The organism is Bacillus sp. 16GRE42 (assembly GCF_019837435.1).
GTDB classification, from domain to species: domain Bacteria; phylum Bacillota; class Bacilli; order Bacillales; family Bacillaceae_G; genus Bacillus_A; species Bacillus_A wiedmannii.
The window spans coordinates 170,625-189,407 of the sequence record NZ_JADAXF010000001.1 but is presented as its reverse complement, the minus strand read 5'-3'; the positions used below and the strand labels follow the sequence as shown (position 1 = coordinate 189,407).

Annotated in this window: 17 protein-coding genes and 1 riboswitch; of the genes, 2 read left to right on the top strand and 15 right to left on the bottom strand. The window is 32.4% G+C overall.

Annotated features, from left to right (window positions below):
• Window positions 1–59 precede the first annotated feature (59 nt).
• Genes ILS93_RS00990 through ILS93_RS00980 form a run of 3 tightly spaced genes read right to left on the bottom strand, consistent with a single transcriptional unit; the run spans window position 60 to window position 3,115 of the window.
• Entirely contained in the window at window positions 60–860 is an 801-nt protein-coding gene (locus ILS93_RS00990) for an energy-coupling factor transporter transmembrane component T family protein (protein WP_064475367.1), read from the bottom strand.
• A complete protein-coding gene (locus tag ILS93_RS00985) occupies window positions 853–2,556 on the bottom strand; it encodes an ABC transporter ATP-binding protein (protein ID WP_098101530.1) in 1,704 nt (567 codons plus the stop codon). Before ILS93_RS00985 ends, ILS93_RS00990 begins: the two co-directional genes overlap by 8 nt.
• Before the next feature lie 10 nt (window positions 2,557–2,566).
• The gene (locus ILS93_RS00980; RefSeq protein WP_001038206.1) at window positions 2,567–3,115 is read right to left on the bottom strand and encodes an ECF-type riboflavin transporter substrate-binding protein; all 549 of its coding nucleotides are present in this window, start codon (window positions 3,113–3,115) and stop codon (window positions 2,567–2,569) included.
• A 139-nt stretch (window positions 3,116–3,254) separates the two neighbouring features.
• Window positions 3,255–3,370: riboswitch (SAM riboswitch) on the bottom strand.
• 153 nt (window positions 3,371–3,523) lie between these two features.
• Between ILS93_RS00980 and ILS93_RS00975 the strand changes: the two genes are divergently transcribed.
• Entirely contained in the window at window positions 3,524–4,204 is a 681-nt protein-coding gene (locus tag ILS93_RS00975; RefSeq protein ID WP_064475365.1) for an aspartate/glutamate racemase family protein, read from the top strand.
• A gap of 49 nt (window positions 4,205–4,253) precedes the next feature.
• On the opposite strand, the gene ILS93_RS00970 is transcribed toward ILS93_RS00975, so the two are convergent.
• The 6 genes from ILS93_RS00970 to ILS93_RS00945 all read right to left on the bottom strand — a co-directional run bounded on the left by ILS93_RS00970 (window position 4,254) and on the right by ILS93_RS00945 (window position 13,298).
• Window positions 4,254–5,432, bottom strand: coding sequence for a macrolide family glycosyltransferase (locus ILS93_RS00970; protein ID WP_064475364.1), 1,179 nt, complete (start codon window positions 5,430–5,432; stop codon window positions 4,254–4,256).
• A gap of 338 nt (window positions 5,433–5,770) precedes the next feature.
• On the bottom strand, window positions 5,771–7,897 hold the full coding sequence (locus ILS93_RS00965; protein WP_222659709.1) for a peptidoglycan D,D-transpeptidase FtsI family protein: 2,127 nt from the start codon (window positions 7,895–7,897) through the stop codon (window positions 5,771–5,773).
• A gap of 222 nt (window positions 7,898–8,119) precedes the next feature.
• Entirely contained in the window at window positions 8,120–9,907 is a 1,788-nt protein-coding gene (locus ILS93_RS00960) for a PAS domain-containing sensor histidine kinase (RefSeq protein WP_222659707.1), read from the bottom strand.
• A 456-nt stretch (window positions 9,908–10,363) separates the two neighbouring features.
• A complete protein-coding gene (locus tag ILS93_RS00955; protein WP_064475361.1) occupies window positions 10,364–11,215 on the bottom strand; it encodes a Cof-type HAD-IIB family hydrolase in 852 nt (283 codons plus the stop codon).
• Between the two features lie 177 nt (window positions 11,216–11,392).
• Window positions 11,393–11,971 carry a cysteine dioxygenase family protein gene (locus ILS93_RS00950; protein ID WP_064475360.1) on the bottom strand — a complete coding sequence of 193 codons (579 nt, stop codon included), beginning with the start codon at window positions 11,969–11,971 and terminating at the stop codon, window positions 11,393–11,395.
• A gap of 112 nt (window positions 11,972–12,083) precedes the next feature.
• Window positions 12,084–13,298, bottom strand: coding sequence for a cytochrome P450 (locus ILS93_RS00945; protein WP_103654918.1), 1,215 nt, complete (start codon window positions 13,296–13,298; stop codon window positions 12,084–12,086).
• 140 nt (window positions 13,299–13,438) lie between these two features.
• Between ILS93_RS00945 and ILS93_RS00940 the strand changes: the two genes are divergently transcribed.
• The gene (locus ILS93_RS00940; RefSeq protein WP_064475358.1) at window positions 13,439–13,936 is read left to right on the top strand and encodes a PadR family transcriptional regulator; all 498 of its coding nucleotides are present in this window, start codon (window positions 13,439–13,441) and stop codon (window positions 13,934–13,936) included.
• Window positions 13,937–14,038: 102 nt separating this feature from the next.
• Here ILS93_RS00940 and ILS93_RS00935 read toward each other — a convergent pair whose 3' ends face one another.
• From ILS93_RS00935 to ILS93_RS00910, 6 genes are all read right to left on the bottom strand, one after another.
• Complete coding sequence (locus tag ILS93_RS00935; protein WP_000046093.1) at window positions 14,039–14,194, bottom strand: DUF1540 domain-containing protein; 156 nt, start codon at window positions 14,192–14,194, stop codon at window positions 14,039–14,041.
• Window positions 14,195–14,267: 73 nt separating this feature from the next.
• Entirely contained in the window at window positions 14,268–14,897 is a 630-nt protein-coding gene (locus ILS93_RS00930) for a Vat family streptogramin A O-acetyltransferase (RefSeq protein ID WP_064475357.1), read from the bottom strand.
• On the bottom strand, window positions 14,887–16,170 hold the full coding sequence (locus ILS93_RS00925; protein ID WP_064475356.1) for an MFS transporter: 1,284 nt from the start codon (window positions 16,168–16,170) through the stop codon (window positions 14,887–14,889). The genes ILS93_RS00930 and ILS93_RS00925 overlap by 11 nt, the downstream gene beginning before the upstream one ends.
• Before the next feature lie 266 nt (window positions 16,171–16,436).
• On the bottom strand, window positions 16,437–17,672 hold the full coding sequence (gene cypA / locus ILS93_RS00920) for a cytochrome P450 (RefSeq protein ID WP_064475355.1): 1,236 nt from the start codon (window positions 17,670–17,672) through the stop codon (window positions 16,437–16,439).
• 158 nt (window positions 17,673–17,830) lie between these two features.
• A complete protein-coding gene (locus ILS93_RS00915; protein ID WP_064475354.1) occupies window positions 17,831–18,235 on the bottom strand; it encodes a hypothetical protein in 405 nt (134 codons plus the stop codon).
• Window positions 18,236–18,383: 148 nt separating this feature from the next.
• The gene (locus tag ILS93_RS00910; protein WP_064475353.1) at window positions 18,384–18,695 is read right to left on the bottom strand and encodes a hypothetical protein; all 312 of its coding nucleotides are present in this window, start codon (window positions 18,693–18,695) and stop codon (window positions 18,384–18,386) included.
• Window positions 18,696–18,783: the final 88 nt, after the last annotated feature.

Below are 18,783 nucleotides of genomic sequence, written 5' to 3'. Positions count from 1 at the left end.
TATCCCTTTTTTGAGCATGTCCACATAAAAATAAGTAAAAGCACTCATTTAAGAGCGCTTTAAAATGGATACCAAAAGTTTTGAAATACATGTAACTTTAAATACACTGCAACAATTAAAATAAAAACACCTACAAATAAAGCAATGAAATCCCCGCTTTTCGCTTTATTTGTATAAAACCAAGTTCGTGTATTCTTCTTTCCAAATCCTCTTAAATCCATTGCATTTGAAACTGTATCGATTCTATCTAGTGAATGAATAATTAAAGGCCAAAAAATTAAGACACGGTTTTTCATACGAATCCATAAACTTGCTTCTCCTTTTTCAAAAGCTACTCCTCTCGCCTCTTGCGCATGTTTAATAACTTTATATTCGGACTGAATATCAGGTATGTAACGTAATGCAATATTTATTGCATATGTAATCTTATAATGAATTCGAAATTTACTTAAGCTACTCACAAATTTGCTTGGATCAGTCGTATATATAAAAATAAGTGTAAATGGTAATAACGTAAAATATTTTAATGAAAGTGTAGCTGCATAAAATAATGTTTCATATGTAATTGTTGCATATCCGATATGTAAAAACGAAGTATATGATTCGGTTAATTCAGATCCATGAGTTGGTGTAATAAATAAAATCATGACAGAATTTAATAAACTAAATGTAAATATAACAGTAAAAACAATGCAAATTTTACGAAATGGAATTTTAGCAATAAATAGTCCGATACATCCAATTATAAATATAAATAGCAATATACGAAAATCGAAAAACAAAAAAGTAAGTGTCATACAAAAAATAAATAACAACAATTTCACTGCTCCATCCATGCGATGAAAATATGTACTATACACCTTCCTCCCTCCTAATATCCTCAAAATAATGTTCCATAAACCTTTCAGAATATGAAATTCCACTAAATTTAACTAGTTTGAATAAAGAACTTTCCCTTAGGTTCGCCCTTTGTAGCGTTTCTGTATCCCCTAATACAATGGGCGCGGAATTATTCGCAATAATTTCCCCTTCATCTAGAACAATCGCTCTGTCTGCATATTCTAAAGCGAGATTCATATCATGTGTAATAAAAATAAAAGATATTCCCTTTACAGCTAGTTTTCTAATAAACGACATAAACTGTTTATAATGATAATAATCTTGTCCCGCTGTCGGTTCATCTAATATGATAAGTTTCGGATTTGCTATTAGTACAGATGCAATCGTTACTCTCTTCTTTTGTCCATAACTTAATGCCTGAATTGGCCAATTTCGAAGTGGATACAAACCACAAAGTTTTAATGTTTCTTCTGCTCTAAGCTTAATTTCTTCCTTTGAAACCTTTTTTAATTTTAATGAAAATGAAACCTCTTCTATAACAGTAGGTTGTGTAATCATATGATTTGGATTTTGCATCACATAAGATATAATCTCTCCACGTTTACGAATAGACCAAGAATTGATATTTACTTCATCAAATACAATCCTATCATTTTTTGTTTTGTTTATGCCTATAAGACTATGAGCTAATGTTGATTTACCGGCTCCATTATGGCCCAAAAGTGCTACAATTTCGCCTTCATATATGGAGAAATTTACATTGTCCAATACTTTTTGTTTATTAGGATAGGAGAATGACAAATTCTCTACTTTCAATAATTCTTTTTTTGTAAGAGTACCTTTACAAGAAACTTGCTTCTCCATCCACTCATTTATTATGCTACGAACACTTTCCCTTTGAAGATTTTGAAGTGGGTAGTATATTACGTCCTGATTGCTATCAAACTGTAATTTCTTTAATACTTCTATGTACATAGGCTCTCTTAAGCCGATAGATGGTAAAATATTTGACGCTAAAATTTCTTCTGGTGTCCCTATTGCAACAATTTCTCCTTCATCCATTAAAATGATTTTATCTAAATCCAGGTTTAACATTTCTTCTATTCGATGTTCAATAATTACAATTGTTTTATTATATTGTTTATGTATACCTTTAATAAGTTCTATCGTATGTAAACTACTTGCTGAATCTAAATTTGCTAACGGTTCATCGAACAATAATATATCAGCATTTGTTGTTAACAAACCTGCTAAAGAAACAGTTTGTTTTTGCCCTCCCGATAATTCATGTGGACTTTGTTTATGAAAATCATGCATCTTTACTTTTTTTAATGAGTCCGAAACAATCTTTTTCATATCATCTTGAACCACACATTCATTTTCTAAATAAAAAGCTACATCCTCTTCTACTGTAAGACCAATAAATTGAGCATCTTGATCTTGCAAAATTGTTCCTACCTGTTTACTCTGTTCAAAAACACTCTCTTTCCTCGGGTCTTTTCCGGCAATTAAAATATTACCAGTACTAATCCCTTCATAAGAAAACGGGATTAGCCCATTTATACAATGAGCTAACGTTGACTTCCCTGAACCACTTCGTCCAGCAATTAGTACTTTTTCTCCAGGGTATATATGAAATGTAATGTTTTTTACAGTAGGCTGCGCAGCATGTTCATATTGAAAGCTGAATTGTTCAAAAGAAATGATTGGTTTCATGTTAACATCCCTACTTTTCAATTTTTAAATGTGTGTGTTTCTTATTAGATTTAGCTAGGCCTATTGTAATTGGCAATCCAAGAACTAGAAATACAATAACATCAGCAATTGTTGCTCCTAATACTTGTATAACAATTTTGTCAAATGGTTCTCCCATCACAATAACATCAAATGCCCCAGCAAATATAATAGCGATGACAATACCAATTAACCCAGTAATGGCTAAATAAGAAATATCCCGCTTATTATACGTCCCGTTTTTCACACTAAAGCTAACTCTTTTTTGAATGAGTCCCATTGCAAAGCCGATAATGCCTGAACTAATAACCCACCCCCACCAAATACCCCATCCAGCGATTGTATCTGTTACGGTATGACCGATAAGTCCTATTAAAAGTCCTGCCACTGGACCAAATAACGCTCCAAAAACGGTTAAAATAGCTAATGCAGGTTTAATAAATGTATTTGGTGCAATAGAAAATCCCCAAAGTCCTAATATCCCGTATAATGCTGCTCCAATTCCGATTGCTACTACTAACTTTGTTGATAATTTGTTCATTACAATTCCCCTCCTATATTAGTCAACTTTTATTACTCTATATTTATTTTGAAAATGAATTATGCATCAACACTCCCTTTCTATACAACAAAAAATGACCTCTTACATAAGAGGTCATTTTCTTTCACGTTCAAGAATCCTCTTATCTTCCAAAAAACACATTGTGTCCTCTGCGGAATTAGCACCTTCCTATAAAGTTATATAGGGGTTGCTGAGGTTTCATAGGGCCGTTCCCTCCACCTCTCTGGATAAGTATTAATTTGTAATTCGTATTATGGCACTAACAAGTATAAATTTCAACACTTTTCTAATTATTTTTATTTTTTGTTTAACGGTACATTTAAATCATTGTATTCTTATCGGAATTATGAAATAATAAATTCAAAATAGTTACGGGAGGAATGTACGATGAAAGTAATCGGTTTAATTGGTGGACTAAGTTGGGAATCTACATCGTTATACTATAAACATATTAATACACTTACACTCTCTCAACATGATCAAAATGCAAAGCTTGTTTTATATAGCATGGACTTTGGTGAAGTAACTACTTTATTACAAAATCATCAATACGAAGAAGTGAAAAACGAATTAGTCACAGTTGCAAAAAAGGTTGAAAAATCCGGAGCTGATTGTTTATTAATGTGTTCCAATACGGTCCATTTATTTGCTGAAGAAGTAGAAAATGCAATATCTATTCCACTTCTTCACATTGGTGATGTAAGTGCTAAAGAAATGGTAGAACAGAATATAAAGCGTATCGGACTATTGGGTACGAAACAAACGATGGAACAAGACTTCTATAAATCACGTCTAGCAAATTTTAATATTGAGACAATCATCCCAAATGAAGAGGAAAGAAATTTTATTCATCATGTTATTTTAAATGAATTAAGTAAAGGAATTATTTCAGAAACATCAAAAGAAAAACTTTTACAAATTACAAACTCATTAATTCAAAACGGCGCAGAAGGTATATTGCTAGGATGCACTGAAATACCATTGCTCATTTCCCAAAACGACCTTACTGTACCTGTTTTTGATACCGCGCTTTTACATGCAAATACTGCTGTGCAGTTTGCAGTATAATAATATAAAAGCATAAAGGTTAATCCTCTATGCTTTTATATTGTCCACACTATTTATTTAAAAGAGATTTTATAACTGCAATTGCTTCTTTAGTACCACCACATTCTAAAAAACTATCATTCAGTTTTCGTATACCATGTTTATACTTTTCATTTGAAAGAACGTCTGTTACCGCTTCATTTAAAGTTTGCACATTAACATGTTCTTTCAATAATCGATGTGCTGCTTCAAGTTCTGTTAATCTTTGTGCTATCATTGGCTGGTCTTTATCGTGTGGAATTATAACAAATGGGACATTAAAATAAATAGCATCGTGTACGCTGTTCATGCCACCATGTGTAATAAAAACATCTGCTTCACTTAATATTTCTGATTGGGGTACGTATGAAGCAATTATAAAATTGTCTGGCGCTTTCTTAATTTTAGAACGATCATTTCTATCACCAATTGCCATTACAACTATTCCATCAAAATCAGAGAAAGTATCAATGCACGTATTAAAGAATGGTTCGAGCCCCTCAAGCAGTGTTCCCATTGAAATATATATAACTTTCTTACCTTTAAGCAATTCAAATGGAAACTCTACATTTGTTTTACGCTTTGAAATACTAGGACCAATAAAAATGTTATTTCTTCCAAATAAATCGCTATTAGGTTGAAAATAGCGACTTGTGTACACAAGAGTAATATCTCCCTTGTTATGCATAAATTGAAGATTATTTTTAAGCTTTACTCCAAATTCATGTTCCATTTGACGTAGTAAATTTCCAGAAAACTCATCGGGTCGGAATTGTATTTCTGCATTTGGATGAAAAGGTAAAGTCTCCAAAAATTCTGGAGGAATTAAAAATATAGGAGAAGAAAGTACGCCTGGAATTTGTAAATACTCCTTTACTAACTCTCCAGCACCAAATATATCGTAAATTACGAAATCAAAATTGATGCTCTCACATAATTGTTTCGTAATTTCTAATATATATAAAGAAGTTTGAACATGTACATGAAAGAAAGAATTCCGCCCATGTGAGGTTTCAGTATCAATAGAAATCTCCTTTAATAAATCTGGATGAGTATATACAGTTGCTCCCAAATCTTCAATTCTGCTTTTAAAGTGTTCTGTTGTAATATAATGTACGTGATCACCCCGTTCAGTAAAAGCTTTGACTAAACGTAATGTAGGATTTACATGTCCCTCTGCTGGAAAATTAACCACTAAAATATTTAGCACTTATTTCTCACTCCTTACATTTCAATACTCTTATTAATCATACTGTAATTATTACCGTCCATCTTCCCCTAATAGTCCTAATATACTTACTACTTTAGATTGATAAATAATTGTCAGTTAATAAATTAAAAAAGGCATCTACATAAGTAGATGCCTAACCGTGATAAGGAGTGTTCTGTGAGGTTAGAATAAGCTTTTCAGCTTGTCCTATGCTATCAATATATGTTTTATTTTATAAAGTGTGCATAGTTGATAGAATGATTTTATCCTTCTCTATCATCCATTTTGAATCTATTCATAAATAAGACGACTCTAGTTTCTATAACATTTCATATGTTTTAACCTTCTTGAGAGCTATCTATTTTTGTAGTTTCTCCAGTCAATCGCTTATTTTTTAATTCAAAATAAGCATCTAAAACTTCTTTTCCAATATCAGAGTTAATACCAGATTTATCATTAATAACCCACGGCACAACTACAGAGAATGCTACTTCAGGATTATCATACGGCGCATATCCTGCTAACGTTAAATTATAACATTCTCTTCGCTCACCTTTTTCATTTCTTCCAATATCACTTTCTCCACCGTATACTGTCTGTGCTGTCCCTGTTTTACCTGCTGGCTTATAAGATGCTTTTTGGAACGCCCTTACTCCTGTTCCATCACCTTCCTGGAATACCCTTCTAAATCCTTCTTTTACTTGATTTATATATTCCTCTTTCATATCTATCTTATTTAAAACGATTGGTTCTACTGCATGCACCACTTTACCAATCTCATCTTTTTGCGACGTTTGCTCTCTTACCTCTTGAACAATTTGTGGCTTCATTCGATATCCACCGTTTGCGATTGTTGAAATATACTGTACAAGCTGAAGTGGTGTATAGGTGTCATACTGACCAATTGAGTAGTCTAGTAAGAAACCAGGTTGATTATCTTTTTTACCAATTTGTCCAGCTGTTTCATTCGGTAAATCAATACCCGTTGGAACACCTAATCCAAATTGCCTGAAATAATACCTCATTTTATCAAAGTACTTCTGTTTAATATTCAATGAACTATTTTTCACATAATCTACACCTGCAATTTTTAATGCTGTATTAAACATATAAACGTTTGAAGAGACTTGTAACGCTCTTAAATCATCAATATTTCCAAACTCTTTCCAAGACTTTTTTTCCTTAGTTCCTTTAAACTTCATAGGTGCATCATAAAAATAAGTACCTGGTGTTATAGCGTTCGTTTCAAATCCAGTTAAAACTGTCGCACCTTTAACTGTTGATCCAAGCTCATAAGAACTAGTCATTGTGCCTAATGCATAGTCTTCAACTTCTGTTTTTCCGTCTTTTTCTACAAGTCTTTTCCCGGCCATGGATAATACTTGTCCGTTTTTCGGATTCATCATCACAACGAAAGCACGGTCCAACATGGATTCTGACCCTTTATATGCCTTTAATATTTTTTCAATACTTTCTTCTACTTCCTTCTGTAATTCCATATCTATTGTTAAAGTTAAATTCTTACCGCTTTTTCCCTCAGAAACGGTTTCCGTTCTAATTGTATTACCTTGTTTATCTGCAACGCTTCTTACTTCTTTTTTTGTACCATGAAGTACATCTTCATATTGCTGCTCGATATAACTTTTTCCAACCCTATCATTTCGGCTATAATCACGTACCAAGTAGTAATCTAATCGTTCGCTTGGTAATCCTTCATCGGAATTAGAAACATTTCCAAGAACAGATCGGAATAATCCATCATTTACGTACACTCTCTCCCAATCCACCGATACGTCTACACCTGGGAGATTCGCTAAACCTTCACTAATTATAGTAAATTCCTTTTCACTAACATCTTTTTTAATAATTTGAGGGGCCATTTGATAACCAGAAGTCATCTTACTTTTAATAGCTAACACTTTTATATCTTTCTCTGTTAATTCCTGAAGATTTTTATCTGTAACCCGTTTTCTTTTTAACTCTTCTATTTTTTTATCTAGCTTCTTGCCGCTAATATCCTTTTCTCTAAATGTATCTATTTCTTTTTTCGATACTAGATTTTCAGCCAGTTTCGGATTTAATTGCATCCAAAAATCTTTCTTATCTGTCTCATTTAACTTATCTATATCTTCTTGCGGCATTTCAATTATGTCTACAAGTTGTCTTGCGGTTTTTAATATATCTTCTGATTTTACACCTTTCATCTTTGTGTACGTGATCGTGCGTAAAGATGTATTATCAACAACTGGATTCCCTTCTCGATCAAATATTTTTCCACGTGGGACAGATAGACTCACAGTTGCATTTTCTCTCTTTTCTACTTCATTTTTATAAGTCTCTCCATCGAAAATTTGCACTTTACCTAACTGTATAATCATTGCAGAAAATAATAAAAATACACAAAGAAATAAAATATTTAACCGCGTCGGTATTGCTCTACCACTTTTTTTCTCATGCTTTGTCACCTTGTCATAATCTCCTCCTTACAGAATTCCTAATAATAATTGAATCTATATATTAAAAGTAATGCACATTTTCTATACAGTACTTTGCACAAATATTAATATACTGATAAAAACTTAATAAAAATTAAAACAAAGGTTAAGAAAAGGTAAAGTTTACTAAATTAAATATAAAAATCCCCAATAACCGAAAGCTTAACTTTTGGTTATTGGGGATTTAGTAATTTAAGAGTTAATAATTGGACGTATTGATTCGAATCTATCATCATAATTTGATAGAGATTTTTCACTCTGAGCTTTCGGCAAGTAAATCGTTACTGTTGTCCCGACTCCAACTTCACTCATAATACTTATATTCCCTTGATGACTTTCAATGATTTTATAACTTAACATTAATCCGATACCGGTACCTTTTTCTTTTGTACTATAAAAAGGCTCACCTAATCTCTTAATTCTATCTTCAGGTATCCCTATTCCTTCATCAATTACATGAATAATAACACCTTCATCGTTTATCTCTTTAATATGAATTGTAATTTTCCCACCATTTGGCATAGCTTCGATTGAATTTTGCAAAATATTAATAAACACTTGTTTCAATTGATTTTCTGAGCATTCAATGCTTATGTCTTTGGTGTCTGCATATAGTTCCACTTGAATATTCGTCATAATTGCTTTTGTATTCATTAACGATACGACATTATTATAAATTTGATAAATATTTTTTTGTTCTGTATTTATCTCATCTGTTTTAGCAATTGATAAAAACTCTTGAAGAATCGCTTCTATTCTTTCAATTTCAGAAAGCATTAAATCAAAATATTTTTCTTGATCTTCTTTATTAATTTGAAATAACTGTATAAACCCTTTAATGACAGTTAATGGGTTCCTCACTTCATGAGCCACACCAGCTGCTAATTGACCAATTGCTGCAAGTGTATCTGATTTATTTAGCAATTCTTCTGTCTTTTTCCGTTCTGTAATATCGCGTACAATGATCATAAATTTATCTTGTAATAATGGTAAGCATCTAGCTTCAAAGAAATCGATACTCCTATTAATTGTAAGTGGATATTCAACAATTACATTCGTTCCTTTTTCCTTCACTTGATGAATTGCTTCCTGAAACTGCTGTGCTACTGGAGATGGTAATACTTCGAAAAACTTTTTTCCCATAAAAGCTTGTGCCGGTACATAAAATTTCGAAGGGGATCCTGCTTTATAATCTATAATTGTGCCATCATCTTCTGTTAAGAAACATAAATCTGGTAAAGCCTTAAAAATTAATTCCAATTCAGACGTTTGTTGTTTTAACTGCTCTTCTATCGCTTTTAAATGTGTAATATCTACTCCGACAGCCCAGTAGCTATATCCTGTTACAGGAAACTGTTCTGATATATTGGACCACATGATTGTTTTGATTTCACCATTTTTACATGTTAAGTGCATTTCCCAATCCCTGAAATTTTTTCCGCAAGTTAAAAATTTCGTTTGTATTTGGTGACGATAATTATGATCTGGGTACAATAATTGAAGGGCATTTGGATTTCCTATTATTTCTTCAGCGGTATAACCTGTTACAATTTCACACTCCCGATTCCACAAAACAAAATCTCCATTATAATCAAGCGCATCAACCATAACAGGCATGTTTTGTAAAATCGTATGCAGTTCCTCCTCTTTTCGAGAAAGTAACGTTGTATTTTTACTTTGAAATACTTTTGTCGCCCCATCTATAATTAGATTTGAAAGCATTTCAAAGTATTTTTGACAATTGAAAATGTCAATTTTGTTTGACCATACTACAAAAGATCCTAAATGTTGATTGTATAAAAAAATGGGGATTTCAATTTTGGGAAGTTTACATATTTTCATCTCATTTATTCCAAAAGAAAATATACATTCTTTTTCAGCATCAAGAAGTTGATGTGATATGTTGGTTAATTTATAAAACTGTTCTGCCATGGTTTCTATTGTACTCACATCAATAAGTTCCATTAGCCGCGCATTCATTCCTTTTTCACCTCAATATGTAAAATTAATACAAATTCAAAATTTATACTTCTCCATTATACGAAGAATGTGCCTTTAGGTATATAGCTGCAGAATAATTATTCGAACAAATTTTATTTTTCAATTAAAAAAGAGAAGAATTTACGTATAAAATGAAACTTTAATCATTATGTATTCCATCAAACACCAATTTTAATTTGACAAGCAACCGATAACGCGCCCTCATGCATAGATTTAACTATGACAATAGCATTATTCATATCGCTTGTAGTAGTATAAAAATACAAAAAATATAAAGTTCATAAAATTTTCACAATTAATATGAAAAATATAAACATTTATTCCAATATATTCTATATAATAAAATGTAATAAGGCTTCTATGAATCTCATAGAATACCTTACCCCTAATAAAAAGAAAAAAAGAATCTATTTGGATTCTTTTTTTCTTTTTATATTACATTACATATTTATATAAAGCATGTGCAACACCGTGTTCTTCATTTGATAAGGTTTCGTATTGACACATCGCTTTTATTTCTTCCACAGCATTCCCCATTGCAATTGATATGTTCGCTTTTTCCATCATGGAAACATCGTTTAGCCCATCACCAATCGCTACAGTATTTTCGACTGGAATATTCAGGTGTTCTGCTAAAGTATATAATCCATTTCCTTTTTGAGCATCTCGATGATTAATCTCTAAATTATGCCAATATGAAGATGTAATTGCTAAATCAGTATTATGCAGAAACGTTTCTTTTAATTTTTTTAATTTTTCTATGTCATAAGAAAATGGTAAAAGTTTATGCACATGTATATCTGTTTCTACAATCGGTTTACAACTTTCTGCACTATGAAACGCTGTATGCTCCAGGTATAAAGCTGCGATAGTTTCTAATTCTTTCAAGTCGAAATTTTCTTTTGAATTTTTCACATACTCGATTTCATTACGTACACTCTCTACTCCATAATCCGGTACGTACACACCTTTATTAGTATAAAGCTGATAATATAAGCCATTCTCTTCAAGATAATTCACAATCTCAAGTGCTTGCATATTTTGAATTGGATATCTCTTCATCATTTTATTATCTTTATATATAAGCGCACCATTTTCCGCAATAATTGGACACTCTAAATTAACTTCTAACAACAATCTTTCAATGTCAACGATAGAACGTCCTGTACAAATTGCTACAACATGACCCGCTTCCTGACATTTTCGAATTGCTTCTGCATTCTCTTTACTAATCATTTTATTCCCCGAAAGAAGAGTTCCATCTAAATCAATTGCGATTAATTTCATTATTTCTTCACCACTTTCTATATATACACGAATTTATATTGAACGAAAGGTATCGTTTTCATACTGATTTCGTGAAGTACCCTTTATTTATAATTTATGAAAAGCGTTTCAGGTCAAGAAATAATTAAAAATAAAATCAAAAGCTTTTCTTTTTAAAGAAAAGCTTTTGATTTTAAACTATGAACTATAACTAATATATTTTGTCTCACACATATACACATTTTTTTCTTCAGTTGGAACATATACTTTAAACTTTTCTAAACGTTTTCCGTAAATATGTATAGTGATGACGCTTTCATTTTCTTCTATTTCAAGAATATGACAATCAGTTGGTGGAATGACTTTATCTGTTTCACCTTCTCCCAAATAAAGATTTCCTGTATGCCTTAAATAAACAAGTGAATTTTCAAGCTGCTTAGTTTGTATAAAGTTCTGCACCATTATTCTTCCTGTAAAAACGCCTTCTACTCCCCATGTGCCATCGTGATCATGTAAAGGTGTAGATTGACCATCTTTCCATACAAGAGCTAATACTTCAAAACGCTTTAAAGGATCTTCATATAGCAAGTGTCGTGCATATTGAGTCGAATTCACCTTCTGTTTCTCTAACGGAAGCCATCTTTTCTTTTCTAATAGTTTTCCTAGTAATTTTTCAATTGCACAAACCATTTTCTCTTCGGATAAATTACTATCTATTAAATCGGTTACAGCTTTAATAAATACTTGAAACGTTTTGCTTCCATTACACGTTAACATAAGTATCCTCCTCTACTCTTCTTTCACACACTTCCATACTATAAAACACACTAAAATTTTACAATTGAGAAATAAAAAACAAGGTACAATACATTGCACCTTGCTCAACGTCTTACCTAGTTTTCAAAAGAATAGGTAAGTATTTTAATGTTTGTTCATTTTCCAATATACATTTTTCTAAATTGAACGATGGAGATAACTCTATTTTTTCAAAGACATTTATAAAGGTAGTTAATGCAATTTCAGCTTCTAAACGTGCAAGTGGTGCCCCTAAGCAAAAGTGAGGTCCTTTACCAAAGGTTAAATGCTTTTCATTTCCTATTCTGTGTAAATTAAATTCAGAAGCTTGTAAGAATTTTTTCTCATCTACATTTGCTGCACTTACCCATGCAACAATCATTTGATCCTTTTTCATAAAAGGTCCAAATATATTTGTGTCCTCTGTAATCCTCCTAGCTAATGTAACGGGAAAGCGATAGCGTAATACTTCCTCAATCGCTTTTGAAATTAATTTAGGTGATTCCCTTAATTCTTTATATGTTCCAGGCGAGTCCACTAAAAAACAATAGAAGCTATTAATAATTAAATTTGTAGTTGTTTCATTACCAGCCGCTAATAAACCTAAAGAAAAAGTAACAATTTCTTCATCGGTTAATCTTTCACCTTCATATTCAGCTCGTATTAAATCTGAGATAATATCGTCGGTTAAATGATATCTTTTATTTTGAACAATTGGAAGAAGATATGCTTTAAATTCATTTAACGCAACTCCTTTTTCTACATCCAAATCGTTAAATTTTTCTTTACTATATGGCATAAATAAAATATCAGACCATTCTTTAATTTTTTTACGGTCAGTTATTGGTACTCCTAATAAATCGGATATGACAGTAACAGGTAAAGATGCAGCAAACTCTTCAACGATATTAACCTCACTATATTTTCCAATATGTTGTACAAGTTCATTTGCGATAGCCTGTATTCGAGGTTTCCATTGTTCTAAACTTCTTGGAGTAAATGCTTTAGAAACGATAGAACGTACATTGCGATGTTCTGGTGGATCAGTAGAGTTTATATTTATCCTAGTTTCTAAAGGAGGGATTGAGAATTGCCTTCGCTCCCTTCTACTTGAAAATAAGCGATAATCCGATAAAACTCGATTTACATCATCGTATAAAAAAACATTCCATACATCCTGCTCCTCATCATAATGAACCGGATGATTATCCCTCATAAATTGATACCATTCATACGGATTCCACAATTCTTCTTTTGTTTTCAGCTTTGAAATTTCATGAACTAAAATCACATTTTCCGGCGAAGCCATAGTTCTTTCCTCCCTTTTCTTTTACAATAAAAGTGATAGGTCGGCAGTTCAAAGTTGTATAATCTAACATATGTTATTTTAACATATACAAAAGGAGATTTTTCATTGGGGAACTTGAGAAATATATAAGGGGGATTTTTATGTACGTTGACATTTTACTATTAGCAGAATTAACAACTGGACCAAAACATGGATATGAAATAAAGAAAAATGTTCAAAACCGGTTAGGTGAGAATTTCGAATTAAATCATAACACACTTTATCCCGCTCTTCGGCGCTTCGAAAATATGGGTGCTATAACGAAAAAAATACATAAACAAGTCGGAAAGCCAAACCGAAATATGTACGATATAACTGAAACAGGTGAAGAAATTTTTTCAGAAATGTTAAGAGAGTTTCCTGAAAAAATTGCGACAAATAACGCTGAGTTCCTTGTACGTATCGCTCTATTTGAAAAACTTGATTACGAAGGTAGAAAAGAAATTTTAACAATACGCCAAGACGTACTACATAAACAGCTTACTGCTATTCAATCTTTAGATGTTAGCTCATCTTTTATTACAGAAGTCATTGCATTTAGTAAATCACGTATTGAACATGAATTGCTCTGGATTACATCACTTATGAACAAAATATGAAAAAATAACAAGAAAAGTTAAAAACAATGAATGAAAATGATATTTATTATCAATACTATAATTAATAAAAGGGCAACCACGATTTGGCTACCCTTTAAAAGTTTATATTTCTGGATCGAAAGTTTTGCAATCTGTTTCTTCCGTAGTTGATGCTTGTTTCCCTTTATTACTTACTACATAAATTGCATCTGCACTACATTTATTGCCGTTAGCCCAAAATTTACAGTTGTTTACTTCACATAAAACGTCTTGTGCCATAGTATCACACCTCCTTGTTCTATTATCATTAACAAAATTCGGAGGTATGATACTCTTTGTCATGCATTTTTTATTACCTTTTTAGCTTTCTTAATGGTTCAATATCTCCTCGTACAATAGCATCTATATTTTCTGTTATTTTTTCAATGTCAAAATGCCACCATTGAATTTGCAATAATTCTTCTATTATTGTATTTGTAAATCGTTCCTTTATTTTATTTGCAGGGTTTCCGCCAACAATTGTATATGGTGCTACGTCTCTAGTCACAACAGATTTAGCTGCAATAATTGCACCATCCCCTACTTTTATTCCTGGCATAATAGTTGTATCCATACCAATCCAAACGTCATTTCCTATAACTGTATCACCTTTGTAAGGTAAATCAGACAAATTAGGTGTATACTTCTCCCACCCATTTCCAAATATATTAAATGGATATGCCGAAAATCCATCCATCCGATGATTCGCTCCGTTCATAATAAAGGTAACTCCATTTGCAATACAACAAAACTTTCCAATAGTAAGATGATCTCCAAGAAATTCATAATGATGTAATACTCGATCTTCAAATGTTTCTCCATCTTTCGCATCATAATAAGAATAGTCACCAACAAGTATATTAGCTTTCGTTATTGTATTTTTTATAAAATGGACATTTTGATTTCCTTCAATAGGATATTTAACATTTGGATTAGGATTCATGTTGTACAGCACTTCCTTTACCATTTATTTCACTTTCTACAGCTATTACTGGTTTTAAATTGTATATAGGTAAAATAAATAATAATCCAATTATAAATAGTAAAGCTGTGCCCTCATACATCGTACTTAATGAGAACACCTCTTTTAATGAACCAGCAATACTCATTGTTACTACCATTGAACCGGTGAATAGTGGACTTAAAATGCCATTTACACGACCAATAAAATCTGTATCGCTGTTTTGAATAATGAGCGTATTAATACCTATTTGGATACATGGAAGAGCTAACCCACTAAAAAGTTGTGCTGTAAGTGTCACCCATAAATTCGTCGAATAACCTATAATACCAATGCCGATCGCCTGACCGAACATCCCTACAATTAACATCTTTTGCGGAGCAACATTTTTCGCAAATACCATCGCTAAAGCGCCGCCAACAATCATTCCTGCACCATTTACTGTTAGTAACCATTGTAAACTCTCTTTTGATAGTCCTAACTGCTCAGTTACAATAAATATACCAAGTGGCTGAATTAAACCAATACCGAGTCCTGCTGCCATAAAACAAAGCCCTAGCAAAGTTAATGCTTTTTTCTTTTTTACGTATTTAATACCGTCTAGCATTTCCTGTAACAACGTGATTTCTTTTTTCTCATTTTTATTCTCAAGATCTTTCGGGAGAAATAACAACACAGCTGCTGCCAGTAAAAAAGCGATACCTGTTATGATAATTGAAATATAAATTCCAAAACTATGAAAGATAAATGTTCCAAGAATCGGTCCTAACACCATAAAAATCGCAAATATTGTTTGATATATAGACATCGCTAATTGGATTTGTTCCGTTGATAAATGCTGTTTAAACAATTTCATACCTGATGGTTGAGAAAACTGCGAAAGGATTGCAGAAATAAGTGTAACAAAAAACACGATTTTCCATGTTCCAAACATAAGTGTAATTAATACAGCGAATACTGAAATGGAACTTAACGTTTCACACCATATCATTGTCTTCTTTGGTTTCCACCTATCAGCAAAGGTTCCACCTATAAAGGAAAAGATGAAGATTGGAGCAAACTCAGCAACCGAAATCATCGAAATAGCAAAAGCATCACCTTTCGTCATTTCCATTACATATAGTAATACCGCAAAGTTCCGAACCCATATTCCAATTTGTAAAAATAATGCTGATGCAAGAATTCCTTGCACAAACCGATTTTTTAATACTTGTGATACCCCATTGTTTTGTTTCGTTACTACATTTGTCGACATAAAAAAGCCCCCTATTTCATGTTCTGAACAGGAGGCAGCACAAATCATATAAAAAGACTATATTTTCGCAGAGCGAAATACATCCCTTTTCTATAAATGCACAGACTAATCCTATTCAGAAGAATATTTCGTTTTTTAACGAAGATCTCTTACAAATAGAATTAGTTGATCATTGGGATGTTTTCACCCTTCCGTTTCGAATTTAAATAACACATACATACTCTATGTAAATCATTTTCTATGTATGCATGTCTACAATAAATATTCTAGAATGTTAATGGTAATTCCTCTAAAGAACGCATTAAATAATTACCCTGCCATTTAATGTCTTCACGTTTCCCTTTTATTTGTAGTTCAGGCATTCGATTAAATAAAGTAGTAATGGCAATCCTTGCTTCTAACCTAGCAAGCGGAGCACCTAAGCAGAAATGGCTACCATGGCCAAAAGCAATATGACGATTATTCTCCCGAGTAATATCGAATACTTCCGGATTTTCAAATACCGTTTCATCACGGTTTGCAGAAGCTAATGCAATGACAACCATATCTCCTCTTTCGATTGTTCGGTCGTGAATTTGAAAAGGTTCATCTGCCCATCTTGAAGTTGTAACCTCAACTGGAGAATAATATCGTAATACTTCCTCAATAGCTGCATCAATTAATTTTGGATTTTCTTTTAATAACTGTAATTGATCCGGATTTTCGAGAAGTGCTAATACCGTATTTGTTATTAAATTTACCGTTGTCTCATGTCCCGCCACAATTAGTAACATGATCATTGAATATAGTTCTCGGGCGCTAAGTTTATGCCCTTCATTTTCCGCAAGTATTAATGCACTCACCAAGTCTTCTTTTGGCTCTTTTCGTTTATTATCAACTAAATATTGAAGATATGTAATAAACTCAGATAGTTGCTTTTCAGTTTCTCTTATTTCTTCTGGTGTTTCTGGGGAAGCAATGACAGCATGAGACCAAATTCTAAATTTCGCTTGATCTTCTTTTGGAATGCCTAGCATTTCACTTATTACAATAATCGGTAAAGGAAACGAGTAATCATCAACAAGATTTAATGAACTTTTTCGCTCGACTTCATTTAACAAATCATCTGCAATATCCTGTATTCTTCCTTCCAATTGCGTGATCATCTTCGGTGTAAAAGCTTTTTGTACGAGTGATCGTAAACGATTGTGGTTAGGTGGATCTGAATTTAGCATGTGCGTCGTTAAATAATCACTATTATCAACAGTAAGAAAGACATTCAATGTATCTTGAGAAAATACATTGGCCGGATCTTTTTTTAAGCGATTATCTTTTAATAGTGGCAAAGCATCTTCATATCTTGTAATAAGCCACTCTGCACCTAATTCAGTTTTATTCACAAATAAGATAGGTTGCACTTTTCTAGATTCTTTATAAATTTCATACGCATCTTCTTTAAACTGAGCTGAAGCTAAATTAATACCATCTTCTATTCTTAGCCCAACTTTGTTTTTCATTGACATTGTATTCCCTCACTCTCATTTGTTTTTGAAAACCAACCAACATATGCATTATACTCTAATAAAAACGAGAAAATTGTAAATTTTCATTCGAAATCTTACTTCTTATATTGAAAAATAAAAAGTGAGAGAGTAAAATGCTTTTACTCTCTCACTTTTCTTTACGCAAAGCACATGAAATTACTAATTTGTTGATAGCGATAACTTACTTTACGACGGCGACCACCTTGCCAAGTGTAACCTGAAACCCCATTTCTCCTCACTTCAGTCGGGAAGAACCATAAGTCTCTTCCGAAAGGTCCAGGACGATGCAAACGTAAATAGCCCCATCTTCCTAGACAGTTACACATCCATGATTTCATATTCCCTGCTTGAGCTGGAGAAGCAAATGTAGACGGTAACGACGGCGCTTGTGACGGTGGTGGTGACGTTGGAGCATCTTCCGCATCATCTGGTCTATAATCTTCTTGTTCCAATTCTCTCATTTCATTTACAGATTCATACCCGTAGTTTTGCGGATTATAATACATCCCTTGATCATATGGATAATTTTGCTGGTTATACATATTAACAAATCACCTACTTTTCATTTAGTACCTTTAACATTCATATGTGATATGCCCCCTATAGGAAGCTTATGTATAGCCTAAATTCATAAAAAATGTTGCAAACTACAAATAGAAGAGATCAAAAATAAATCTCTCCTATTTGCCACTATGCAAAGCACATATAATTACTAATTTGTTTATATTGGTAAGTTTCCTTAAAACGATGACCATCTTGCCAAGTATATCCTGATACATCAAACCGGCTAACTTCTGTTGGGAAAAACCATAAATCTCTTCCAAAAGTAGCAGGTATATTTAACCTTAAATAGCCCCATCTTCCTAAACAATTGCACATCCATGATCTCATTTGAGATGTTGGTACAGGAGTAGCAAATGCAGAAGGTAAACTGGGGAGGTTCGATGGAGGTAGTAACTTTGGTGCATCATCTAATTGACATGAACAAAACTGATTGTTCAATGAGCTACTCCTCCTAATTATTAATAAATTCTATATGATATATGAATTTTCTTTTTATATAAAACTTCCATAAAGGAAAAACTTCTCT

What these genes read in the sequence shown, in the direction of transcription:
- ILS93_RS00915 (WP_064475354.1), bottom strand. Translation starts at nt 18,235, where the DNA reads ATGTATAACCAGCAAAATTATCCATATGATCAAGGGATGTATTATAAT.
- ILS93_RS00950 (WP_064475360.1), bottom strand. Translation starts at nt 11,971, where the DNA reads ATGTTAACGTGTAATGGAAGCAAAACGTTTCAAGTATTTATTAAAGCT.
- ILS93_RS00955 (WP_064475361.1), bottom strand. Translation starts at nt 11,215, where the DNA reads ATGAAATTAATCGCAATTGATTTAGATGGAACTCTTCTTTCGGGGAAT.
- ILS93_RS00930 (WP_064475357.1), bottom strand. Translation starts at nt 14,897, where the DNA reads ATGAATCCTAATCCAAATGTTAAATATCCTATTGAAGGAAATCAAAAT.
- ILS93_RS00975 (WP_064475365.1), top strand. Translation starts at nt 3,524, where the DNA reads ATGAAAGTAATCGGTTTAATTGGTGGACTAAGTTGGGAATCTACATCG.
- ILS93_RS00925 (WP_064475356.1), bottom strand. Translation starts at nt 16,170, where the DNA reads ATGTCGACAAATGTAGTAACGAAACAAAACAATGGGGTATCACAAGTA.
- ILS93_RS00940 (WP_064475358.1), top strand. Translation starts at nt 13,439, where the DNA reads ATGTACGTTGACATTTTACTATTAGCAGAATTAACAACTGGACCAAAA.
- ILS93_RS00945 (WP_103654918.1), bottom strand. Translation starts at nt 13,298, where the DNA reads ATGGCTTCGCCGGAAAATGTGATTTTAGTTCATGAAATTTCAAAGCTG.
- ILS93_RS00935 (WP_000046093.1), bottom strand. Translation starts at nt 14,194, where the DNA reads ATGGCACAAGACGTTTTATGTGAAGTAAACAACTGTAAATTTTGGGCT.
- ILS93_RS00985 (WP_098101530.1), bottom strand. Translation starts at nt 2,556, where the DNA reads ATGAAACCAATCATTTCTTTTGAACAATTCAGCTTTCAATATGAACAT.
- ILS93_RS00960 (WP_222659707.1), bottom strand. Translation starts at nt 9,907, where the DNA reads ATGAATGCGCGGCTAATGGAACTTATTGATGTGAGTACAATAGAAACC.
- ILS93_RS00980 (WP_001038206.1), bottom strand. Translation starts at nt 3,115, where the DNA reads ATGAACAAATTATCAACAAAGTTAGTAGTAGCAATCGGAATTGGAGCA.
- cypA (WP_064475355.1), bottom strand. Translation starts at nt 17,672, where the DNA reads ATGTCAATGAAAAACAAAGTTGGGCTAAGAATAGAAGATGGTATTAAT.